Source organism: Clostridium sp. Marseille-QA1073, assembly GCF_054863625.1.
Map to the genome: position 1 here is coordinate 1 of NZ_JBSVQM010000019.1, position 19,379 is coordinate 19,379.

The 19,379-nt window shown below is 27.5% G+C and carries 24 protein-coding genes; 15 read left to right on the forward strand and 9 right to left on the reverse strand.

What is annotated here, in order from left to right; all coding sequences use genetic code 11:
* The first annotated feature begins 88 nt into the window (after window positions 1–88).
* Together ACY1IQ_RS15365 and ACY1IQ_RS15370 are read left to right on the forward strand one after the other, a co-directional pair.
* On the forward strand, window positions 89–463 hold the full coding sequence (locus tag ACY1IQ_RS15365) for a phage holin family protein (RefSeq protein WP_461614788.1): 375 nt from the start codon (window positions 89–91) through the stop codon (window positions 461–463).
* Window positions 464–815: 352 nt separating this feature from the next.
* Window positions 816–1,313: a hypothetical protein gene (locus ACY1IQ_RS15370; protein WP_461614789.1), complete on the forward strand. Its 498-nt coding sequence runs from the start codon at window positions 816–818 to the stop codon at window positions 1,311–1,313.
* A 111-nt stretch (window positions 1,314–1,424) separates the two neighbouring features.
* On the opposite strand, the gene ACY1IQ_RS15375 is transcribed toward ACY1IQ_RS15370, so the two are convergent.
* Window positions 1,425–2,510 carry a YibE/F family protein gene (locus ACY1IQ_RS15375; RefSeq protein WP_461614790.1) on the reverse strand — a complete coding sequence of 362 codons (1,086 nt, stop codon included), beginning with the start codon at window positions 2,508–2,510 and terminating at the stop codon, window positions 1,425–1,427.
* Window positions 2,511–2,717: 207 nt separating this feature from the next.
* Here ACY1IQ_RS15375 and ACY1IQ_RS15380 point away from each other — a divergent pair, with 207 nt between their 5' ends.
* The 6 genes from ACY1IQ_RS15380 to ACY1IQ_RS15405 all read left to right on the forward strand — a co-directional run bounded on the left by ACY1IQ_RS15380 (window position 2,718) and on the right by ACY1IQ_RS15405 (window position 6,798).
* Window positions 2,718–3,146, forward strand: a complete 429-nt coding sequence (locus tag ACY1IQ_RS15380; RefSeq protein WP_461614791.1) for a Fur family transcriptional regulator — start codon at window positions 2,718–2,720, stop codon at window positions 3,144–3,146.
* A 14-nt stretch (window positions 3,147–3,160) separates the two neighbouring features.
* On the forward strand, window positions 3,161–4,126 hold the full coding sequence (locus ACY1IQ_RS15385; protein ID WP_461614792.1) for a metal ABC transporter solute-binding protein, Zn/Mn family: 966 nt from the start codon (window positions 3,161–3,163) through the stop codon (window positions 4,124–4,126).
* A 1-nt stretch (window position 4,127) separates the two neighbouring features.
* A complete protein-coding gene (locus ACY1IQ_RS15390) occupies window positions 4,128–4,814 on the forward strand; it encodes a metal ABC transporter ATP-binding protein (protein ID WP_461614793.1) in 687 nt (228 codons plus the stop codon).
* Window positions 4,811–5,638, forward strand: a complete 828-nt coding sequence (locus tag ACY1IQ_RS15395; RefSeq protein WP_461614794.1) for a metal ABC transporter permease — start codon at window positions 4,811–4,813, stop codon at window positions 5,636–5,638. Before ACY1IQ_RS15390 ends, ACY1IQ_RS15395 begins: the two co-directional genes overlap by 4 nt.
* A 4-nt stretch (window positions 5,639–5,642) precedes the next feature.
* Complete coding sequence (locus ACY1IQ_RS15400; protein ID WP_461614795.1) at window positions 5,643–6,215, forward strand: TIGR03943 family putative permease subunit; 573 nt, start codon at window positions 5,643–5,645, stop codon at window positions 6,213–6,215.
* 301 nt (window positions 6,216–6,516) lie between these two features.
* Window positions 6,517–6,798 carry a DUF1599 domain-containing protein gene (locus tag ACY1IQ_RS15405; protein ID WP_461614867.1) on the forward strand — a complete coding sequence of 94 codons (282 nt, stop codon included), beginning with the start codon at window positions 6,517–6,519 and terminating at the stop codon, window positions 6,796–6,798.
* Window positions 6,799–6,928: 130 nt separating this feature from the next.
* Here the strand turns inward: ACY1IQ_RS15405 and ACY1IQ_RS15410 are convergent, their stop codons facing one another.
* Window positions 6,929–7,276: a DUF3147 family protein gene (locus ACY1IQ_RS15410; protein WP_461614796.1), complete on the reverse strand. Its 348-nt coding sequence runs from the start codon at window positions 7,274–7,276 to the stop codon at window positions 6,929–6,931.
* 14 nt (window positions 7,277–7,290) lie between these two features.
* The gene (locus ACY1IQ_RS15415) at window positions 7,291–7,563 is read right to left on the reverse strand and encodes a metal-sensing transcriptional repressor (protein ID WP_461614797.1); all 273 of its coding nucleotides are present in this window, start codon (window positions 7,561–7,563) and stop codon (window positions 7,291–7,293) included.
* A gap of 557 nt (window positions 7,564–8,120) precedes the next feature.
* Here ACY1IQ_RS15415 and ACY1IQ_RS15420 point away from each other — a divergent pair.
* The gene (locus ACY1IQ_RS15420) at window positions 8,121–8,504 is read left to right on the forward strand and encodes a hypothetical protein (protein ID WP_461614798.1); all 384 of its coding nucleotides are present in this window, start codon (window positions 8,121–8,123) and stop codon (window positions 8,502–8,504) included.
* A gap of 189 nt (window positions 8,505–8,693) precedes the next feature.
* On the opposite strand, the gene ACY1IQ_RS15425 is transcribed toward ACY1IQ_RS15420, so the two are convergent.
* A complete protein-coding gene (locus tag ACY1IQ_RS15425; protein WP_461614799.1) occupies window positions 8,694–9,170 on the reverse strand; it encodes a GNAT family N-acetyltransferase in 477 nt (158 codons plus the stop codon).
* A 107-nt stretch (window positions 9,171–9,277) separates the two neighbouring features.
* Window positions 9,278–9,700, reverse strand: a complete 423-nt coding sequence (locus ACY1IQ_RS15430; RefSeq protein ID WP_461614800.1) for an NUDIX hydrolase — start codon at window positions 9,698–9,700, stop codon at window positions 9,278–9,280.
* A gap of 723 nt (window positions 9,701–10,423) precedes the next feature.
* Here ACY1IQ_RS15430 and ACY1IQ_RS15435 point away from each other — a divergent pair.
* The 6 genes from ACY1IQ_RS15435 (at window position 10,424) to ACY1IQ_RS15460 (ending at window position 13,999) form a co-directional block, all read left to right on the forward strand.
* Window positions 10,424–10,558 (forward strand): hypothetical protein, encoded by a 135-nt coding sequence (locus ACY1IQ_RS15435; RefSeq protein ID WP_461614801.1) that lies wholly within the window; start codon window positions 10,424–10,426, stop codon window positions 10,556–10,558.
* A 228-nt stretch (window positions 10,559–10,786) separates the two neighbouring features.
* On the forward strand, window positions 10,787–10,960 hold the full coding sequence (locus tag ACY1IQ_RS15440; protein ID WP_291581545.1) for a hypothetical protein: 174 nt from the start codon (window positions 10,787–10,789) through the stop codon (window positions 10,958–10,960).
* Between the two features lie 272 nt (window positions 10,961–11,232).
* A complete protein-coding gene (locus ACY1IQ_RS15445; protein WP_461614802.1) occupies window positions 11,233–11,418 on the forward strand; it encodes a hypothetical protein in 186 nt (61 codons plus the stop codon).
* A 20-nt stretch (window positions 11,419–11,438) separates the two neighbouring features.
* On the forward strand, window positions 11,439–11,792 hold the full coding sequence (locus tag ACY1IQ_RS15450; protein ID WP_461614803.1) for a hypothetical protein: 354 nt from the start codon (window positions 11,439–11,441) through the stop codon (window positions 11,790–11,792).
* A gap of 176 nt (window positions 11,793–11,968) precedes the next feature.
* Entirely contained in the window at window positions 11,969–12,835 is an 867-nt protein-coding gene (locus tag ACY1IQ_RS15455) for a DMT family transporter (RefSeq protein WP_461614804.1), read from the forward strand.
* 27 nt (window positions 12,836–12,862) lie between these two features.
* Entirely contained in the window at window positions 12,863–13,999 is a 1,137-nt protein-coding gene (locus tag ACY1IQ_RS15460) for a ComEC/Rec2 family competence protein (RefSeq protein ID WP_461614805.1), read from the forward strand.
* A 100-nt stretch (window positions 14,000–14,099) separates the two neighbouring features.
* Here the strand turns inward: ACY1IQ_RS15460 and ACY1IQ_RS15465 are convergent, their stop codons facing one another.
* From ACY1IQ_RS15465 to pflB, 4 genes are all read right to left on the reverse strand, one after another.
* Window positions 14,100–15,188: an AI-2E family transporter gene (locus tag ACY1IQ_RS15465; protein WP_461614806.1), complete on the reverse strand. Its 1,089-nt coding sequence runs from the start codon at window positions 15,186–15,188 to the stop codon at window positions 14,100–14,102.
* Between the two features lie 99 nt (window positions 15,189–15,287).
* Window positions 15,288–15,782, reverse strand: coding sequence for a hypothetical protein (locus ACY1IQ_RS15470; RefSeq protein ID WP_461614807.1), 495 nt, complete (start codon window positions 15,780–15,782; stop codon window positions 15,288–15,290).
* Between the two features lie 305 nt (window positions 15,783–16,087).
* Window positions 16,088–16,834 carry a pyruvate formate-lyase-activating protein gene (pflA, locus tag ACY1IQ_RS15475; protein WP_461614808.1) on the reverse strand — a complete coding sequence of 249 codons (747 nt, stop codon included), beginning with the start codon at window positions 16,832–16,834 and terminating at the stop codon, window positions 16,088–16,090.
* A gap of 123 nt (window positions 16,835–16,957) precedes the next feature.
* The gene (gene pflB, locus ACY1IQ_RS15480) at window positions 16,958–19,186 is read right to left on the reverse strand and encodes a formate C-acetyltransferase (protein ID WP_461614809.1); all 2,229 of its coding nucleotides are present in this window, start codon (window positions 19,184–19,186) and stop codon (window positions 16,958–16,960) included.
* Window positions 19,187–19,379 lie beyond the last annotated feature (193 nt).

The following is a 19,379-nucleotide window of genomic DNA, read 5'->3' on the forward strand; positions in this document are numbered from 1 at the left end:
ATATATATTCTTCATTATTTATTATATTTCTCAATTATATGAGCATACTATATATGTGACAATAATAATTTATAAGGGAGGAATTTTAATGGAACAGAATAAAGAAAATAAAAGAGATGATTCAAATAATAATAGTATTTGGGGGTGGATATTAAGATTAATATTAGTTGCAGTTGTTTTAGGGATAACATCATTTTTAACACCTGGATTTACTATTCAAGGATTATGGTCATTTTTGATAGCTGCACTTGTAATAACTGTATTAGATTATTTCGCAGAATCACTTATGGGAGTTGACGCATCTCCTATAGGAAAAGGATTAAAAGGATTTGCTATTGCTGCTGTAATAATATATTTGGCACAATTTTTAGTTCCAAATATGAGAGTATCTATAATAGGAGCATTATTAGCAGCTATAATTATAGGAATTTTAGATGCATTATTACCTGGAAGGATAATGTAATCTAACTATTTCGTAAAATGCTTTATTTGAAACGCATTTTTAAAGTAAGTGAGTTAATTTTATATTAGATTGAGATCTAGAAATGCTGAATATTTAGTTTACTTTAAATAATACATAAGAGCTTGCAAAAGCTCTTTTTTATGTTTAAAATATTACAAAGTTATATTAAACATTCAATACTGTATCCATATATTAATATAAAATATGTAATCTTAATTTAAGAGAAGCTTAAAATTATACATATAGATATCTCCCAAAATATATGATAATATAAATTTTAGAATTGCATATACTATATAGCTAAAATATAAATAATATTTAGTAAATTATCATTTTAGATAGGAGAGTACGTATGTATAAAGATTTTTTTATCAGCCAAAATGAACAAGAATTTTACCCAGAGGTTTCTTGTGGAATAGCAAGCTTATCAATGTTGTTAAAATATCATGGCATATTGGAGTGGCAAGATTTTAAAATCTTAGGTGAAAAATTAAATTTTAAGTTATCTCCTGGAGAAAAAGGATATGATGAAGATGATTCACCTTATGGAGTTTATCCAGAGGATATTTTTAAATTTTGTGTTGAAAACAAAATTAAATTTAGAATGTCTTTTTATGATGATGAGTGGAAAGAATGTTTAAAAATAGCGCCTATTATGGTTCTTCTTACAGGTAATGAAGAAGAATTTGGACTTAGAAATAGCCATTGGGTTGTATTGGTAGAGAGAAATAAGGACTACTTTACGTACTATGATCCTTGGTATAAAAAAGAGAATGATGAATATATAAGGCATATTTGGTATAAGGATTTTCATGAATATTACACAGGAATAGCCTGTCAAATACTATAATTATAGATGTATGAATAGGTATAATAATTAAGTCTACGAGATAAGTGAAAGGACTATATCAAAATAGAAAATAATTTCTATTTTGATATAGTCCTTTCTATAATATATATGTTAATCCATAAAGGCTCTAGCAAAAACTGTTAAAGGTACTGATAATATAATCCCTATGCTACCAGCTAGCGATCTTAGAACTTCTATTGATATGTCTTCTAAATTAATAATATAGGTAAAATCTACATTATGTGCCATAAAAATCATTAAGCTCACCAAAGAGCTACCTACATAAGCTAAAATAAGAGTGTTTGACATTGTTCCTATTACATCTCTACCTACGTTCATTCCACAGTTAATCAATGCTTGTCTAGTTATATCTTTATTACTCTCTTTTATTTCATTCATTGCTGTAGCAACAGACATACTCATATCAATGTTTGCACCTAATGCCCCAATTACAACACTTGAAAATAATATGGATTGAAAATTAAAGTTAATTTTTTGAGGAATTCTTAGTAGTTGCATATCTTCTTCAACGTTAATAGATATTTGAAGAGATTTACTCATTATTGCAGTAACTATTCCAGCGATAGTTACACCACCTAATGTTCCTATAAAAGAAGCAAAAGTTTTTTTACTAACTCCATTTTGAATGATTAATGAAAAGAAAGCTATAATCAAGCTGCAGATAATTGTAAGAACTATAGGATTATATCCGCTAAGTAATCCAGGCAAAAGTAATATTGAAATTACATATATGGTAAATGCTACAGATAATAGAGCATTTACACCTTTTATTCCACCTACAATTAGTACTAATAATATAAAAAAGGAAACTAAAAATAATAACTTTTTTTCCCTAATATATTGATATATTGTAATGTTTAAATTTTCCTCATTGGATGCTTGAATTAATAATAAAACCTTATCATTCTTTTTTAAAGATAATAAATTATTACTTAATGATAAAGTATTGTCAACAATAAACTCCTTTCCTTTATATATACCATCTTCTACAATCACTTTTACTTTTTCAATATCTGAAGAATCTGATTTCAATACTTCTTTTATTGTAGCTTTGCTAAATTCTTCATTAGTAAAAGAATTATTCTTGCTTATATTAATATGAAATGGTGATAAAAGAAAAATTATGAGAAATAAAAGTAGTGTAAATATTATTCTTGAAAAGGAAAAGGAGCTCATGGAATTCACCTCTCGAATGTAAAATAATTACAAATATATTATGATATCATAATGGAATTGTCAAGAAAACTTTGGAATTAAACTAAAATATTTTAAATAAAAGGAGATGAAAAAATTATGAGATTTATCAAATGATATTGACAAATAAATTAAAATAGTGATATCCTTATTAAAACTCATTCCTAGTTTCAATAAGGAGGTATTATTATGCCAAATACAAATAAACAATCTAACATTTCAAGGAATACTAAGCAAAAAGCATTAATACTTGATTGTATGAAAGATCATAATGGAGAACACATTACAGCTGAAGAAATCATTGATATCTTAAAAGCAAATGAAACTCCAGTAGCAAAGTCTACAGTATATCGTTACCTATCACAATTAGAGGAAAGTGGCTTAGTGAGGAAGTATTTACTTACAGAAAATCAACCAGCTTGTTATCAATTCATAGGTGAAAATACAATATGTCAAGAACATTATCACCTTATGTGCCAATCTTGCGGTCAGATTGTGCATTTTGAAAATTCTGCACTTCAGGGATTATTGGAGAGTATAAAATCAACAGATGGATTTACTATTGATGGACGTAGAACTGTATTTTATGGATTATGTAAATCCTGTGCCAACTTATAGTAGGAGGATAAAAAATGAAAAAGTTATTATCTATGTTTACAATTATAGTAATGATGTTTTATCTTACTGCTTGCAATAACGCAAATGAAAACCAAGAAGTTAGTAATCATAAATTAACTATTGTTGCATCACTATTCCCACAATATGATTTTGCTCGTCAGATTGTGGGAGATAGGGCAGAAGTTAAATTACTCTTACCGCCAGGAATAGAAAGTCATACTTTTGATCCTAAGCCTAGTGATATGTCAAACATTTATAATGCAGATATGTTTATATATACAGGTAAATATATGGAGCCTTGGGCTGAAAAGGTGATAGAAGGGGTATCGAATAAAAACTTATTAGTAATTGATGCGTCAAATGGGATTAGTCTGGTGAAAGAAGAACATGATCATGATGAGCACAAAGAGGACCATGAAGAAGATAATCATGATGAAGATGGACACCATCATGAATATGATCCACATATTTGGCTTGATCCAACTTTAGCAATGAAGATGGTTGATAATATTGTAGCTGGACTTTGTGAAAAAGACGTTAACAATGCTGAATTCTATCGTAAAAATGCAGATAACTACAAAAAAGAGTTACAGAATTTAGATGACGATATTTTTAAAGTGGTAAAAAGGGGTAAAAGAGATATATTGGTGTTTGGAGGACGTTTCGCCTATAGCTATTTTCTAAATCATTATGGTTTAAAATATGAATCTGCTTATGATTCTTGTTCTACTGAAGGTGAGCCAAGTGTACAAGCTATAACTTCCATTATTGATTATATAAAGAAAAATGACATTCCTTGTATATATCACGAAGAGTTTGTAGATCCAAAAGTAGCTAAGTCTATTGCACATCAAACAGGTATATCAGCAGAACTTTTTAGTACAGCACACAATCTATCAAAAAATCAATTAGAGAATAAAACAACATACATTGATATTATGCGGGAAAATCTTGAGAATATCAAAAAAGGATTGAATTAATATGTGGATTTTAAAAGTTTCTCACTTAGATATATTTTATCAATCCGTATTGGCTGTAAAAGATGTGAGTTTTGAAATAGCCGATGGAGATTATTTTTGTATTGTAGGATCAAACGGGTCTGGGAAAAGCTCATTAGTGAAAGGTATATTAGGACTTGTACCATTTAATAGAGGAAAAGTGGAGTTTTATATATCAAAAGAACAAGTAGCTTATTTGCCCCAGATTAGTACAATTCCTTCTGATTTGCCTGCTACAGTTCATGAAATCATAATTACAGGAAGACAAAAAAGTGCTAGGAGAATTCCTTTCTACTCACGAGATGATATAAAAGCTACAAAAGAAGCTATGGCTCTTTTAGAAATAACAGATATATCAAACAAGAGGATTGGAGAACTTTCAGGTGGTCAGAAGCAAAGAGTATTGCTGGCCAGAGCACTATGTAAAAATCCTAAATTATTAATTTTGGATGAACCTTGTTCTGGTTTGGATGAAGATATTACGAAGAGTTTATATAGGATATTATCAGACTTAAACACTAAGCATAATATCACAATTCTAATGGTTTCTCATGATCTAAATAAAGTTGAAAAATATGCTAAACGTGTAGCTGTGATGGATAATCACTTACAATTTTGTGGGAACATGGAGGAGTGGCAAGTTTTTAGAAGAGGAGATATAAGGAAATGACAATAAATAAAATATTTGAAATTTTTAACTATCCTTTTGTTGCTCGTGCTCTGATTGTAGGGTTACTAGTGTCTCTTTGTGCTGCTCTTCTCGGTGTAATACTAGTTCTAAAACGTTATTCATTGATAGGTCATGGACTTGCAAATGTTGGGTTTGCATCACTATCCTTTGCTATGTCTATAGGACTATCTCCTTTATATACATCCATGCCTGTAGTGATTGTAGCTTCATTTATCATTATGGCTGTTAGTCAGAAAAAAGGTGTAGCTGGAGATGTAGCTATTGGAATTGCATCAACAGCTTCTCTTTCAGCAGGTGTTATCATAACATCTATAACAAGAGGATTTAATATAGATGTTTGCAACTACATGTTTGGCAGCATATTAGCAATGAATAATTTCGACATTTTCTTAAGTATTATATTGTCAATCTTGGTAATAGGGCTTTTTATTTTATTTTATAATAGACTATTTCTCATAATTTGTGATGAGAGTTTTGCTAAAGCTTCTGGTATTAATGTTACAATATATCAATTTCTAATAGCCTTCTTAACAGCTCTCACTGTAGTGGTTGGAATGAGAATTATGGGTACGCTTCTCATTTCAAGTCTCATCATTTTTCCCGCTATAACTGCTAAAAAAATTGTTCATAGCTTTAAAGCACTAGTAATTACTTCTGCCATTATTTCTATGGTTTGCTTTATTATTGGAATCATAGTGTCCTTTATTTTTAATATGCCAACTGGAGCAAGTATTGTTACAGTAAATATTGTTATGATGATTCTTTCGGAACTTGCTAGCAAGTGCATTAGAAGAGGGAGATGAAAAAATGAAAAAAATGTGTTTAATGGCGCTTATTTTTATATTGACTATAAGTGTAGGTGGATGTGGCACTTCTAATCAAAGTATGCCTGATAACTATTGGGATAAAGAAATAGCTGATAACTCTATTATGGTTGATACACCAAGTAATACATATGATTCAGATGGGCAAAGTGAAAAAAATATTGATAGAAAGGACTCTAGTTCTGAAAATCAATCAAGACCTAAGGCAGATATTATAATTCGTGATAATTTCTTTCTTGGACAGCTTGATGATATGTACATTAATTTAAATAGTTATAAAGGTAAGACTATTCAATATGAGGGATTTATATACAACTTAGTAGAAGAAGAGAATGCAAAGCAACCATTTGCCGTTTGTCGTAAATATTTTTGTTGCGGTACAGATGCATATCTTGTAGGATTACCATGTGAATTTAGTGGGGATATACCTGACAATAACCTTTGGGTAGTTGTGACAGGTATATTAACGGAGGACGAGGAAGGTCACTCACCTTATTTAAAAGTGACAGATTTATCCGCCTTAAGTGAGCCAGGTAATGAATTTATATATAAATAAAATTTTATAAAAGTTGAGTATAAAAAAGAATATAGCTATTTTTGAATATAAATAGATTAAATAATTAATACTTTAGTAAATGAAACTGTATGTTACATTTTTTATATTTAACAAATAATTTTTAGAAATTTTGTTTGCTTTGTGAAAAGAAAATTTTATTCATTATTTTTAAAAAGTTTATAAATTGATTATGAACATTTTAAAAGAACTTAGAATTGTGAGTATAAAAAGATTTAAATAACTAAATAAACAAAATTTGTAGTATACTATATATATTAAATAGAAATGCTAAGAGGAGATAATTATGGATAAGTCATCTAAACACATGGAAATATGTAAAGAACTAAATAGTTTATACGCAAGAAAAAATCATGACTATGGAGATAGCTTTGGTAAGGGATTTAAAGAATATGGCATGGTAATGCCGATAATAAGATTGGAAGATAAATTAAGTAGGCTTAAGACATTAATTAAAGCAGAAAATAAGGTTGATGAGAGTATAGAAGATACATTAATGGATTTAGCTAATTATTCTATAATGACATTAATAGAATTAAAGTATGAAAAAAGTCGCATAGAATGAAGTTAAAAGTGTATTGATAGAAGAAGTTAATAATTATATTTAAAGTAATATATATGTTATAAAGAGCAAAAGATTGAATCTAGTGTATCTAGTTAACTGATAAAATTTCTTTATTCAATCTTTTTAGAATTTATAAATTAATTCCAATTTTATTTAAAATATAAGAGTATGCAGTATAAAAAATAATCATAATAATAGAAGAGAAAATTATTGATTGAATAAAATTAAAGCCATGCTTAAGCAAAATAGCTAAAGCTATAAAGAATAACATTGAAGGTAAGATCATAAAACATATAGATGAAGATAAAGAAATTACTTGATTTATATCTTTAGTATCATTATAAAGCCATATTAAAGCCAATATGGAAGTTATAGGTAAAGATATAATAATAGCTCCAACAAAAGGAGATTTCTTACTAATAGTAGATACAATAGCAATTAGAAGAGATGATATTAACGTTTTTAAAATAAACTGCATACTCTATATCTCCTTTATTTTAGAAATTTATCTAAAGCATTTTTAAAATCATTAAGAGTTTCTGTATTATTCGTTTCTATAGCCTCTATAACACAATGATTAATATGATCTTCTAGTATTATCTTTCCAATATTATTTATGGCAGAACGAACGGCAGATATTTGAATTAATAGCTCACTGCAATCTCTACCTTCTTCAGCCATACGTTTTACACCTTCTAAATGACCTATAGCTCTAGACAACCTATTAATTACATTTTTTTGTTGTGGATGATTATGATTATGCATATAATTTCCTCCTTTAATATCCCTATAGGGGGGATATTAAAATTATATCACTAAGGTTAACAAAAGACAAAGGGACATACTATAAATGTAAATTTTTTAGAAAATAAAACTTACATTCATAGTTTAAACATAAATGAAGGTATACGTAAAGGTAACAGAAAATTATAAAGTCTGGCTTTAAGAAGCGATTCCTAGTTTTGATTAAAGATAATTAAACGAATAGATTTTTTTATATAAAAAATTTCCAAAAGAGAAGATATAAGTATATGACTAATAAACGCAAGTTTACTAAAAAGTAAATGGCATCATTAGGATTAAAAAAACTGAAAATGGTGATTATATAAATCCAGAGGAGAGAACTAATTCAAAATATAGATCTATAAAAAAAGAGTCTAAATAAGGCCCTTTTTTATTTATATGTATATTAGAAGTGAAAAAACTCGCAAAAAAGTAAAATTTATATTAGTATGTATAAAAGTGGTTGAATATATAGGATTATGTATATTACAATGATATAGGGAGATAGTTGAATATTATTTTATAAAAGGGGGATATTTATGAAAGTTAAACGTTCTAAAATATTATTAATTTCAGCAATATTAGGTTTATTATATTCAATATACATTATATCATATTTTAGCAATGGAATATTTAGTAGTAAAGAAAGTACAGAAATTCTAGGGGCAGCTATAGCGACAGCAGTAGTTACACCACACATAATTTTAGTTGTTTTAGCAACAATTTTTAATTGGATAGCATATTTTTCAAATAAAAGAGGTTTTGCACTTACAGGGGGTATTTTATATGCGGTAGGTGGAGTTATTTTTATTATGTACATTATATTTGTTATTCCATCAATGATATTAAGCTTTGTTGGGTATGCGAAGTTAAAAAAGATTATAGAAATAAATAATTCTATAACAATTGAGGCTAAGAAGTAATAAAAAATATATAATTTAAATATACATTTTTCAACTATCTCAAGTGAAGCAATTGATATATTACATCATAGAAATTATATAACAGTTGATTTAAGTTACAGTACAGATGATTGGACATATGTACATGAACAATTGTTTTAGATGAATAATTAAAGTAGTTATAGATTTCCTATCTATAACTACTTTAGTTTAATCTAATAATTTCTTTATGAATAGCACTCTATCTTCACCATTTCCATCATAATTTGTAATTACAGAAATTCCATCAACCTTTTTATTTCCATTTTCTATTTCAAATCCCATTTTTCTATGGAATGCAATAGAACCTTTATTTATAGGAGATGTTACAGAATGAACTGTAGTACAACCAGATTTTTTTACTACATTAAAGAACAGTTCATATAATTCTTTTGCAATTCCTGATTTTCTATAGTCTGGATGAATGCCTATAAAGTGAATATATGCTTCAGCTGGATAACTTTGTGATATAAAACCAATTAGAAATCCTATAATTTTATTATTTTCTTCTGCTATAAAACTAGTATTTTGAAAATGCTTGACAAACAATCTAGGCAACATATCACTCATATGTCTTCCACCCCACCAAGCATCTATTACTGATATAATTTCTGTATAATCAGATTCTTGTACTGTACGAGTATTCATTTCTAACACCTTCTTTTTTAATAATACAATTATTATGATAAGATATTTTAATACAAATTGTAATATTAACTATTAGACCATAATAGAATAAACTAGTTCAAAATCTATTAAATAATACATTTCACAGTTAATATTTTTTCATATAAATATGGTTGAATTTTAGGATATGTCAGATCATTTGGAAGTTCATCAAATAGCTTTACCTCCTCAATCTCTGAAATTGGTAAAATGCCCATTTCACTTACTTCACAAAAAAATAGCCTCCCAAATAGTTTCCCATTGAAATCATTTATTGAATAATCACAAACAGGTTTTAGAGTAAATTCTTTTGCACCAGTTTCTTCAAACAATTCCCGTTTAGCGGTATTATCAATAGTTTCTCCTATTTCTCTATGACCTCCTGGAATTTCCCAAGATTTCCTCTCTTTATGTCTAACATAAACCCATCTTCCTTGATATATGGTACTTATTACTGCAAATGTTAGTTCTTCATCGTCAATTTTACCTATTTCATAGAATTCTATCTTCATAAATCCTCACCTTTACTCCTTAATAAATATTTATACTATAATGTAATATCATATAATTACGTTATAATATAGCTGAGTTTATTCTCTAAATTATATAAGCTATAGAAGAAATTATCAATAAATTCATTATTCTTATTGTGCAAAGTATAGAATGATGTATTATGGAGAGTATTATATAGCTTCTAAAGTTTCTATCTATTATCTTGTGTTTGGATGATAGTTACATAATTATATTAAGTGAAAATATTCAATTTGTTAAACTACCTACAACACAGCCTTGGGGGATACGATCTGTCTGGTTTAAAGACTTAGACGGTAATATAATAAATTTTATTCAAAGTTATAAAAATTTATTATAATTGTTAGTTCAAATATTTCAATATATATTCAATTAATAGTAAATCAAATATTATTAATTCATATTTTAATGATATTAATAAGAAATATTAAAAATATATATTTAACATTTTGGAAGTTTAATTAAGAGTTCGCTAAAGAGCTTTTTTTTTATTTTAATATTTCTTTTGTATAATTTTTAAATTTAGAAAGCATGTAGCAAAAAATATATTAAAAAACATATTATTTAGTTTTTATTTTTAAATAAAAGTATGACGAGCTATGTTTGGGAATAGGATATATAAATACCAATATTTTATAAAAATTACTAAAAATTCTTGTGACTATTTACTACACGTAGTATAATATAGTTAAGGAGGTGATTCTGTGGCTGTGCTAATTGATATATTAGATTTAGTGTTAAAATTGTTAGGCATAGTGATTGCAATACTAACGATAAAAAATCTAAATCAACAAAATAAAAAGAACGCCCCTAAGTCCAAAAAGAAGCGTTCTAAATAACTTGAGGAGAGGAGACAGAACTCCTTCCTATAGAATAAATTATAGCACACCTAAAATTGAATGGAAAGAAAAATAGAAGTTACTGAATTAGTAGTAATTTTTTTACAATAACATGGTTAGGAAAAACATGCTTTACTAAAGCGGGATTATTAGATTTAATTGGTATACCTATAATGTTATTAGCTACAATTATGATATTTACTAAATGGTTTAAAAGGTGATTTAATAATGGAAAAAGCAAGGCAAACTTTAGCAAATCAAAATTGGGAAAAGAAAAATAGAGAATATGCTAGTTATCTAAAAAGTCGTTCTAGTGCAAGAAGCTTTATAAGAAATAAAGCTACATTAGAAGATTTAGAAGAACTAAAGACATTAATTAAAGTAAGAGAAAATGAAAAATAAAATAAAATATAAGCTAAGAGATATATCTCTTAGCTTATATTTATATTTTTAAAATTTTAATAAAATAAATCAATTGAAAAATTACCACGTTATACCTAAAATTTATATAGATCATATATCTTTTAATTTAATTTTTTTACTCGTAATGATTAATAGTTTTTATAAGAAGTAAGCTAATAGTTTTGATATATAAATTAATTTCTTGATGATATATAATGTAGTTCTACTTATAAAGAAACGCTCATAAATTCATAATAAAGGAGGATTTATCAATGATAGAACAGCAAAATTCAAAGACTATGATAGATATAGAGGACTCTTTAGAAGAGATGGATTTAGAAGAATGCAAAGATGAAAAGAAAAAAATAAATTGTAAACCTATAATGTGGGCTATGTTAGGAATAGGAACATTATATTTTTTATACATCATATATAGAACTTTCGGAGGTTATTTATAAATATATTAGGGAGGGGTTATATGGAAGATAATCGTTATGGACAATATACTATTTATAAATATGAAATTGAAGAGAGGTATCCTTATAATATCGAAGCACAAGTTGAATATGCTAAGAGCAATGGTGATAAACAATTTTATATAATGTTTTTATGTGAAGTCTGTGAAAAAATTTCTAATAGTGCTAATGGGGCTATAGAGAATTTCAATTTTACCCCTTATCAAATTAATTCTATTTTTAAAGCCTTAGCTTTTGCTATACAAAATATTGCTATAGAAGATGATGAACATAATTTAAAATATATAGAAAGTAAATTAGTTCCTACAGTAGGTGGTATAATAAGACAAAGTAAAGGGAGAATAACAGTAAAATAAGAATCAGAAAAACTTACAGCTTATGCTTGTAAGTTTTTTCTCTTTTAAAAATGCCTAATATTAAAAGATTTAATTGTTATTTAAATGTTTAAAAATTTAGAATAAATTATTAACACTATTAAAAAAAACAATTGTAAGATAAAATTAATATAGCACAAAAGAAAGGATATGAGATTATGGATAATAAAACAAAGGGAATATCATATATGCTTTTAGCATCTTTTTGCTTTGCTATAATGAGCCTTTTAGTTAAAATTGCAGGGGATGTACCTTCCATTGAAAAAAGCTTTTTTAGAAACATAGTTAGTTGCATTGTTGCTTTAGTACTTATTATAAAGAACAAGGAAAGTTTCTTTGGAAAAAAGGAAAATCAGAAATATCTATTAGGTAGATCTATATTGGGAACATTAGGAGTAATATTATATTTTTATTGTATAGATAACATGGTATTATCAGACTCTTCTATGTTAAATAAATTAAGTCCCTTTTTCGTTATAATTTTTTCTGCTTTATTTTTAAAAGAAAGGATAACTAAGGTTCAATTAGCTGCAATAACTACAGCTTTCTTAGGAAGCTTATTAATAATTAAGCCATCCTTTAATATGAATGTAATGCCTGCATTAATAGGTGTTGCTTCTGCAGCTTTTGCAGGAGGTGCATATACATTTGTAAGGTTTTTAAGAGATAAAGAAAAATATTATACTATAGTTTTCTATTTTTCTTTCGTATCTATATTATTTAATCTTCCTTTGATGATAATGGTATACAAACCTTTAACTTTAAATCAACTGCTAGCATTATTAGGAGCAGGAGTTTTTGCTTCTATAGCACAATTTTCATTAACAGTAGCATATAAATATGCACCAGCTAGTGAAATATCTATATACGACTATGCAAATATAATTTTTACAGCTTTATTAGGAATGTTCTTACTAGGAGAAATTCCAGATTTATTAAGTATATTAGGGTATGTAGTTATAATTTCAGCTGGATTTTTAATGTTCATGTACAATAAAAGAAAGGTTAAAAAATTAAGTTCATAAAAACTAAGGAAATTAGGAGGGATACAAATGAAGAAAGGAATTTTTAAAATTAAAAACTTATTTATATTTATAATTTTAATAATAACTTCTATATTTTTAATTGGATGTGCACAAATATCTTTAGAAGAAGGAAATGATGAAAAAGTAGATGTAAATTCTACGGGGAAACTCATGGTACACTTTATTGATGTAGGTCAAGCAGACAGTATTCTAATAGAACAAGGAAACTCTACAATGCTTATTGATGCTGGTAATAATGATGATGGAAAGATTATTAAGGATTATCTAAGTAAAAGAAATATAACTAAAATAGACTATTTAGTAGGTACCCATCCTCATGAAGATCATATAGGTGCTATGGATGATGTTATCTATGAATTTGAAATAGGAAAAATATTTATGCCTAAAAAAACTTCCACTACAAAGACTTATAGAGATGTAGTAACAGCTGCTAGTAAAAAGTCATTAAAATTTACAGCTCCTAAAGTGGGATACAGCTTTAAACTAGGAGAAGCTACTTTTACCATATTAGCACCTATAAAAGATTATGAAGATGCTAACGATAGTTCCATAGTTTTAAAGATGAAATACGGAAATAACACATTTTTATTTACAGGAGATGCAGAAGGTCCTTCAGAACAAGATATTTTAAATAAGAAAAGTGACTTAACTGCAGATGTTTTAAAATTAGGCCATCATGGATCAAGAACTTCTTCCTCAGATAAATTTTTAGATGCAGTAAATCCTAAATATGGAGTAATAACTTGTGAGAAGAATAATGATTATGGACATCCTCATATTGAAACTGTAAAAAAGATGAAAGAAAGAAATATAAAACTTTATAGAACAGATGAGCAAGGTACAGTTGTAGCTACTAGTGATGGGAAAAAAATAACTTTTAATAAATCAGTAGCTAGCTATAACGAAGGAGTAAGAAAAAATAAAGAAGAAAATAATATTCAAACGAAAAATCAGGGTAATAAGAGTACTACTAATAAAAATAATAATTCTAGCAAAGTAGTATACTTTACACCTAAAGGAAAAGTATATCACTACAAGAAGGAGTGTAGTACTTTATCAAATAGTAAAAATATATTAGATGGTAGTTTAAAGGATGCTAAAAATCAAGGGAAAAATGATCCTTGTGAAAAATGTGCAAGCTAATAAGTAAATATATGCCTATAAATAAAAGATGGGACATTGTCCCATCTTTTATTTAATAAATTTTAATTATAAAATATTTAAGATACGTAAATATTTTGTTTTAATTTGATATCTTTATTTCTTTAGATCTTTGCTTAGATTGAATATAGTATTGATAAATGTTTTTAACTAATATTTTAATAATATTATATATTGGTACTGCTACAAAAGCAGCAAAGAATCCACCTAAGTACACACTTGCGGTAATTACTATAATTGTTGTAAGTGGGTACATATGAAGCTGATTACCTGTTATATTAGGAGTTATTATATTGCCTTCAAGTTGCTGAACAATTACTGCTAATATACCTATTTTAACAGCCATTGGAAAACCCATTCCTAAAGCTATTATTAAAGCAGGGAATATTCCTAATATAGGGCCTAAAAATGGAATGAATGAAGTTATAAAGGCAAAGAAAGCTAATACAAAAGCATTAGGCATTCTTATTATCAAATATCCTATAAACATCAATATACCTATTACACAGGCAACCATCATCTGAGCTGTTATATATTGCTTAAGTACTGTATCTATTTCCTTAATAATTTTTACTACAAAGCTTTTAATCTTTACAGGTAATATTTTTACAAAGGAATTATAAATTTTATAGTCATCTTTTAATATATAGAACATAATAATAGGAATAAGTATTAATTGAGCAAAAAAATTACTTACAGAGCCTACTACACCTGCAACACCTATACTTATATCTAAAAATGAACTAGTTATAAAAGATGCGGTTTTTTTCAGAATATCATCTATTCTTAATAATTCATTAAGTTTTGGATATAAATAATTATATTTTTCTGATAGATTTTGAATGCTTACAGTAAGATTTGTAACTAAGCTTGAACTTTCTTTTGCTATAGTAGAACTAGCATAAGTGGATATACCTATCAACAATATTAATATAGATATTATAGTTATTGTTGTTGCTAATCCATTAGAAATATTTTTAGATTTTAAAAATCTATTTATAGGTCTTAATATATAGTATAAAAATATAGCTAGAATAGCAGGTATTAATGCAGCGTCTTTTAAACTAACTAAAGGTGTAAAAATAAAGCTTACTTTAGTTGATAAGAAAATCATCAGTAAGATTAAGTTTATTATGATAAGATATAAAATTGTTTTATTTTCTTTTAACATATTATCCTCCAATAGTATTTAATATATTTAGTATTTTACTATATTTTTATATATTATGTAGTGCAAAATAAAAGCCCATATCAAAATGGGCTTTCAAAACTATTGCATTGACTTCAAATCAATAATTTTACTTTTTTTAGGCTTTAAATTCAGTGCATCCATTATTCCTTCGTATTCAGCTTCAACTGCTTGGAAAATAACAGATAAAGTTTCAAATACAATTTCAGCATCAAAATTATTGTTGAAAGGAATGGAAGCTTTTGCACTGACTACATTTTGATCTTCATAGAAAGAAACATATTTATAAGTAGAATTTAAGTCATTAAATAATTTATAAAGTTTAATTTTTGCATCTTCATCACTTGGTGTACTTGTTATATGAAATACATATATATCAGCTAGAGTATCATCATCTCTTAATGCTATAACTGCTCTTTTTTCTGTTCCTCCACCTAAAACTGGTTTTTCAATACCATTAACAGCTATTTTCTCAGGAAAAGAGAAGATAGTAAATTCATCTATATTCATTCCTTTATTCATAGGTATTTGGTGTTCTTCAATGAATTTTTCAAAAGCTTTAGTGTTAAATCTCATTAGCTTGTCCCCTTTCAATATAGCGAGAAATAGTTATAAAATAATTCAAAATATATATAATAGTTACATTATCTCATAAAGTAATTAATAAGTAAATATCAAATATTATATGATTGATAAATGATAATTATTACCAAAATGTGGATAAAGTTGTGGAAAATGTGGAAAAAAATGTAATAAGTTAATAGAATTACTTTTACTATATAATTAATCTAGAAAAGAAGTGTTTTAGAGGTTTAATATAAAAAAGGCTTAACTCTAAATTAAAAACTATTTTAGAGCTAAACCTTTATCATATTATTAGGTTAGGATACTTTTATATTAGTTTTATCTAAATCTACAAGAGAATATAAATAAGTTTCTAATTCTTTAGTTTTTTCTTTATCCATAGCTGGAACATCTTCTAATTTGTATTTCATACCCAAAGCCTCATACTTATTTATTCCTAATAGATGATAGGGAAGAAGTTCAATTTTATCTACATTTGGAATTTCTTCATTTATTATTTTAGCTATTTTTTCTATATGCTCTTTAGAATCTGTATGGCCAGGGATAATTACATGTCTAACCCAAACTCTAGTGGTACTTTTTCTAAGAGCTTCTAAGAATAGGTTAACATCTTTAGTATCTTGTCCTGTTAGTTTAATATAACCAGTACTATCTATATGCTTTATATCAAGTAAAACTAAATCTGTATATTTCAATATTTCATCATAATGACCATGTCCATAACCAGCAGTATCAATGGCAGTGTGTATTCCATGTTGTTTACATTGTTTTAACATATCAAGTAGAAATTCATCTTGAAATAAAGGGTCTCCACCAGAAAAGGTTACTCCACCACCTGAATTTTTAAAGTAGGGTTTAAATCTAATAATTTTTTTTATTATTTCATCAGAAGTCATCTCATTGCCACCATTCAAGCTCCAGGTGTCTGGATTATGACAATAAGCACATCTTAATTTACATCCTTGCATAAATACTATTGTTCTTATACCAGGACCATCTACAAGCCCCATGCTTTCAATTGAATGAATTCTTCCTTTTACCATAATATCTTCTCCTTAACTAGGCATTTATATAATTGTATTAAAAAAACCATTAGATTAAAGTTAATAGCTTTTTTAATACAGTAGAACTACCTATATTAGTATAGGTAATTCTACTTAAATTAATTACATTGATTCATGGAATGTTCTGCTTATAACTTCTAATTGTTGAGCTTTAGTTAATCTATTGAAATTAACAGCATATCCAGAAACTCTAATTGTTAATGTTGGGTATTTATCTGGGTTTTCCATAGCATCTAATAATGTTTCTCTATTTAAAACATTGACGTTTAAGTGGAAGGCGCTTTGGCCGAAATATCCATCCATTATAGATACTAAATTACTAATTCTTTCTTCTTGAGTTTTTCCTAATGCATCAGGAATTATTGAGAAGGTATTTGAAACTCCATCTTGACAAGATTCTTTGTAAGGAATCTTAGCAACTGAGTTTAATGATGCTAAGGCACCATTTTCATCTCTTCCATGCATTGGGTTAGCACCTGGTGCAAATGGTTCACCAGCTTTTCTTCCATCTGGAGTAGCACCGGTTTTTTTACCATAGACAACATTAGATGTTATTGTTAACACTGATAATGAGTGTTCAGCATCTCTATATGTCTTGTGCTTCTTTAACATTTCAGAGAATTTCTTAACAACTTCTACAGCGATATCATCAACTCTATCGTCATCATTTCCGTATTTAGGGAAATCGCCTTCAATTTTAAAGTCTATAGCTATTCCATCTTCATTTCTAATAGGTGTAACTTTAGCATATTTTATAGCACTTAATGAGTCAGCTACAACTGATAATCCTGCAACTCCAAAAGCCATAAATCTTTTGATATTTGTATCGTGTAAAGCCATTTGTCCAGCTTCATAAGCATATTTATCATGCATATAATGAATTGTATTCATTGTATCAACATATAATTCAGCTACATATTCAAGAACTTCAAAGAACTTAGCTTTAACCTTTTTGTAATCAAGAACCTCATCAGTCATCTTATCTAGTCCTTTAATTACAGTTTTAAATGTTTTTTCATCAACTCCGCCATTAATAGCATATAATAGTGACTTACCTAAATTAGCTCTAGCTCCAAAGAATTGCATTCTCTTACCAATTTCCATAGCTGATACGCAACAAGCAATACCGTAGTCATCACCATATACCGGTCTCATTATATCGTCATTTTCGTATTGAATTGCTCCAGTTTCAATTGACATTTTTGCACAATACTTCTTAAAATTTTCTGGTAATTTTTCTGACCATAAAACTGTCATATTTGGTTCTGGGGCAGGATTTAGGTTAATTAATGTATGCAGGAATCTAAATGATGTCTTAGTTACAAGTGGTTTGCCATTTACGCTAACTCCACCAATTGCCTCTGTTATCCAGTTTGGATCTCCAGCAAATAGTTCATTATAATCAGGAGTTCTTAAATGTCTAGCTATTCTTAACTTTATAACAAATTGATCAATCATTTCTTGAGCTTCTACTTCTGTTATAATACCTTTTTCTAAATCTCTTTGAATATATATATCTAAGAATGTGCTAACTCTTCCTAATGACATTGCAGCGCCATTGTTTTCTTTTATAGCTGCTAAATATGCAAGGTAAGTAAACTGTACAGCTTCTTTAGCATCTTTAGCAGGTTCTGAAATATCTATTCCATAAGAAGCAGCCATAGCTTTTATATCTTCCATAGCTATAATTTGTTCATTAACTTCTTCTCTTTGTCTTATTAAATCATCTAAAGCTGGTCCTTTAAGTTCAGCTAAGTCTTTTTTCTTTTCATTAATTAGAAAATCCATTCCATAAAGTGCTATTCTTCTATAATCACCAATAATTCTTCCTCTTCCATAAGCGTCTGGAAGACCAGTTAATAATCCAGCACTTCTAGCTGCTCTTATTTCATCAGTATAAGCATGAAAAACACCTTGATTATGAGTTTTTCTATATTTAGGGAAATATTTGTTTATTTCTTCATTTAATTCAAATCCGTAAGCTTCTAAAGATTGCTCTACCATTCTAAATCCACCAAATGGGTTAACTATTCTTTTTAGTGGAGCATCTGTTTGTAGTCCAACAATAACTTCGTTATCTCTGTCTATATATCCAGGACCAAAGTTGTTAATTCCGGATACTTCATTGACTTCAACATCAATTATTCCTTTTTTTATTTCTTCTATTATTAGTGCATGAGTTTTTTCCCAAACCTTAGCAGTTTTATCTGACATTCCTACTAAAAAAGTATCATCACCTTCATATAATGAATAGTTCTTTTGAATAAATTCTCTTACATCAATAGATTCTTGCCACAGCTCGCCTTTAAAGCCTTCCCATTGTTTAAACATTTACTATTCCTCCTAATATATTACAATTTAAAAAATAAAACAGTTCTTATATTTAACTATAACAGCATAAGGTTAAATATAAATTTATTCAATAGTCTTTATTTGTAATTAATAATTATTTCACCTTGTGTTATAATTGTATTACTAATACAGAACTAATTCAATAGATTTTTATATTTTCAGAATATTTAGA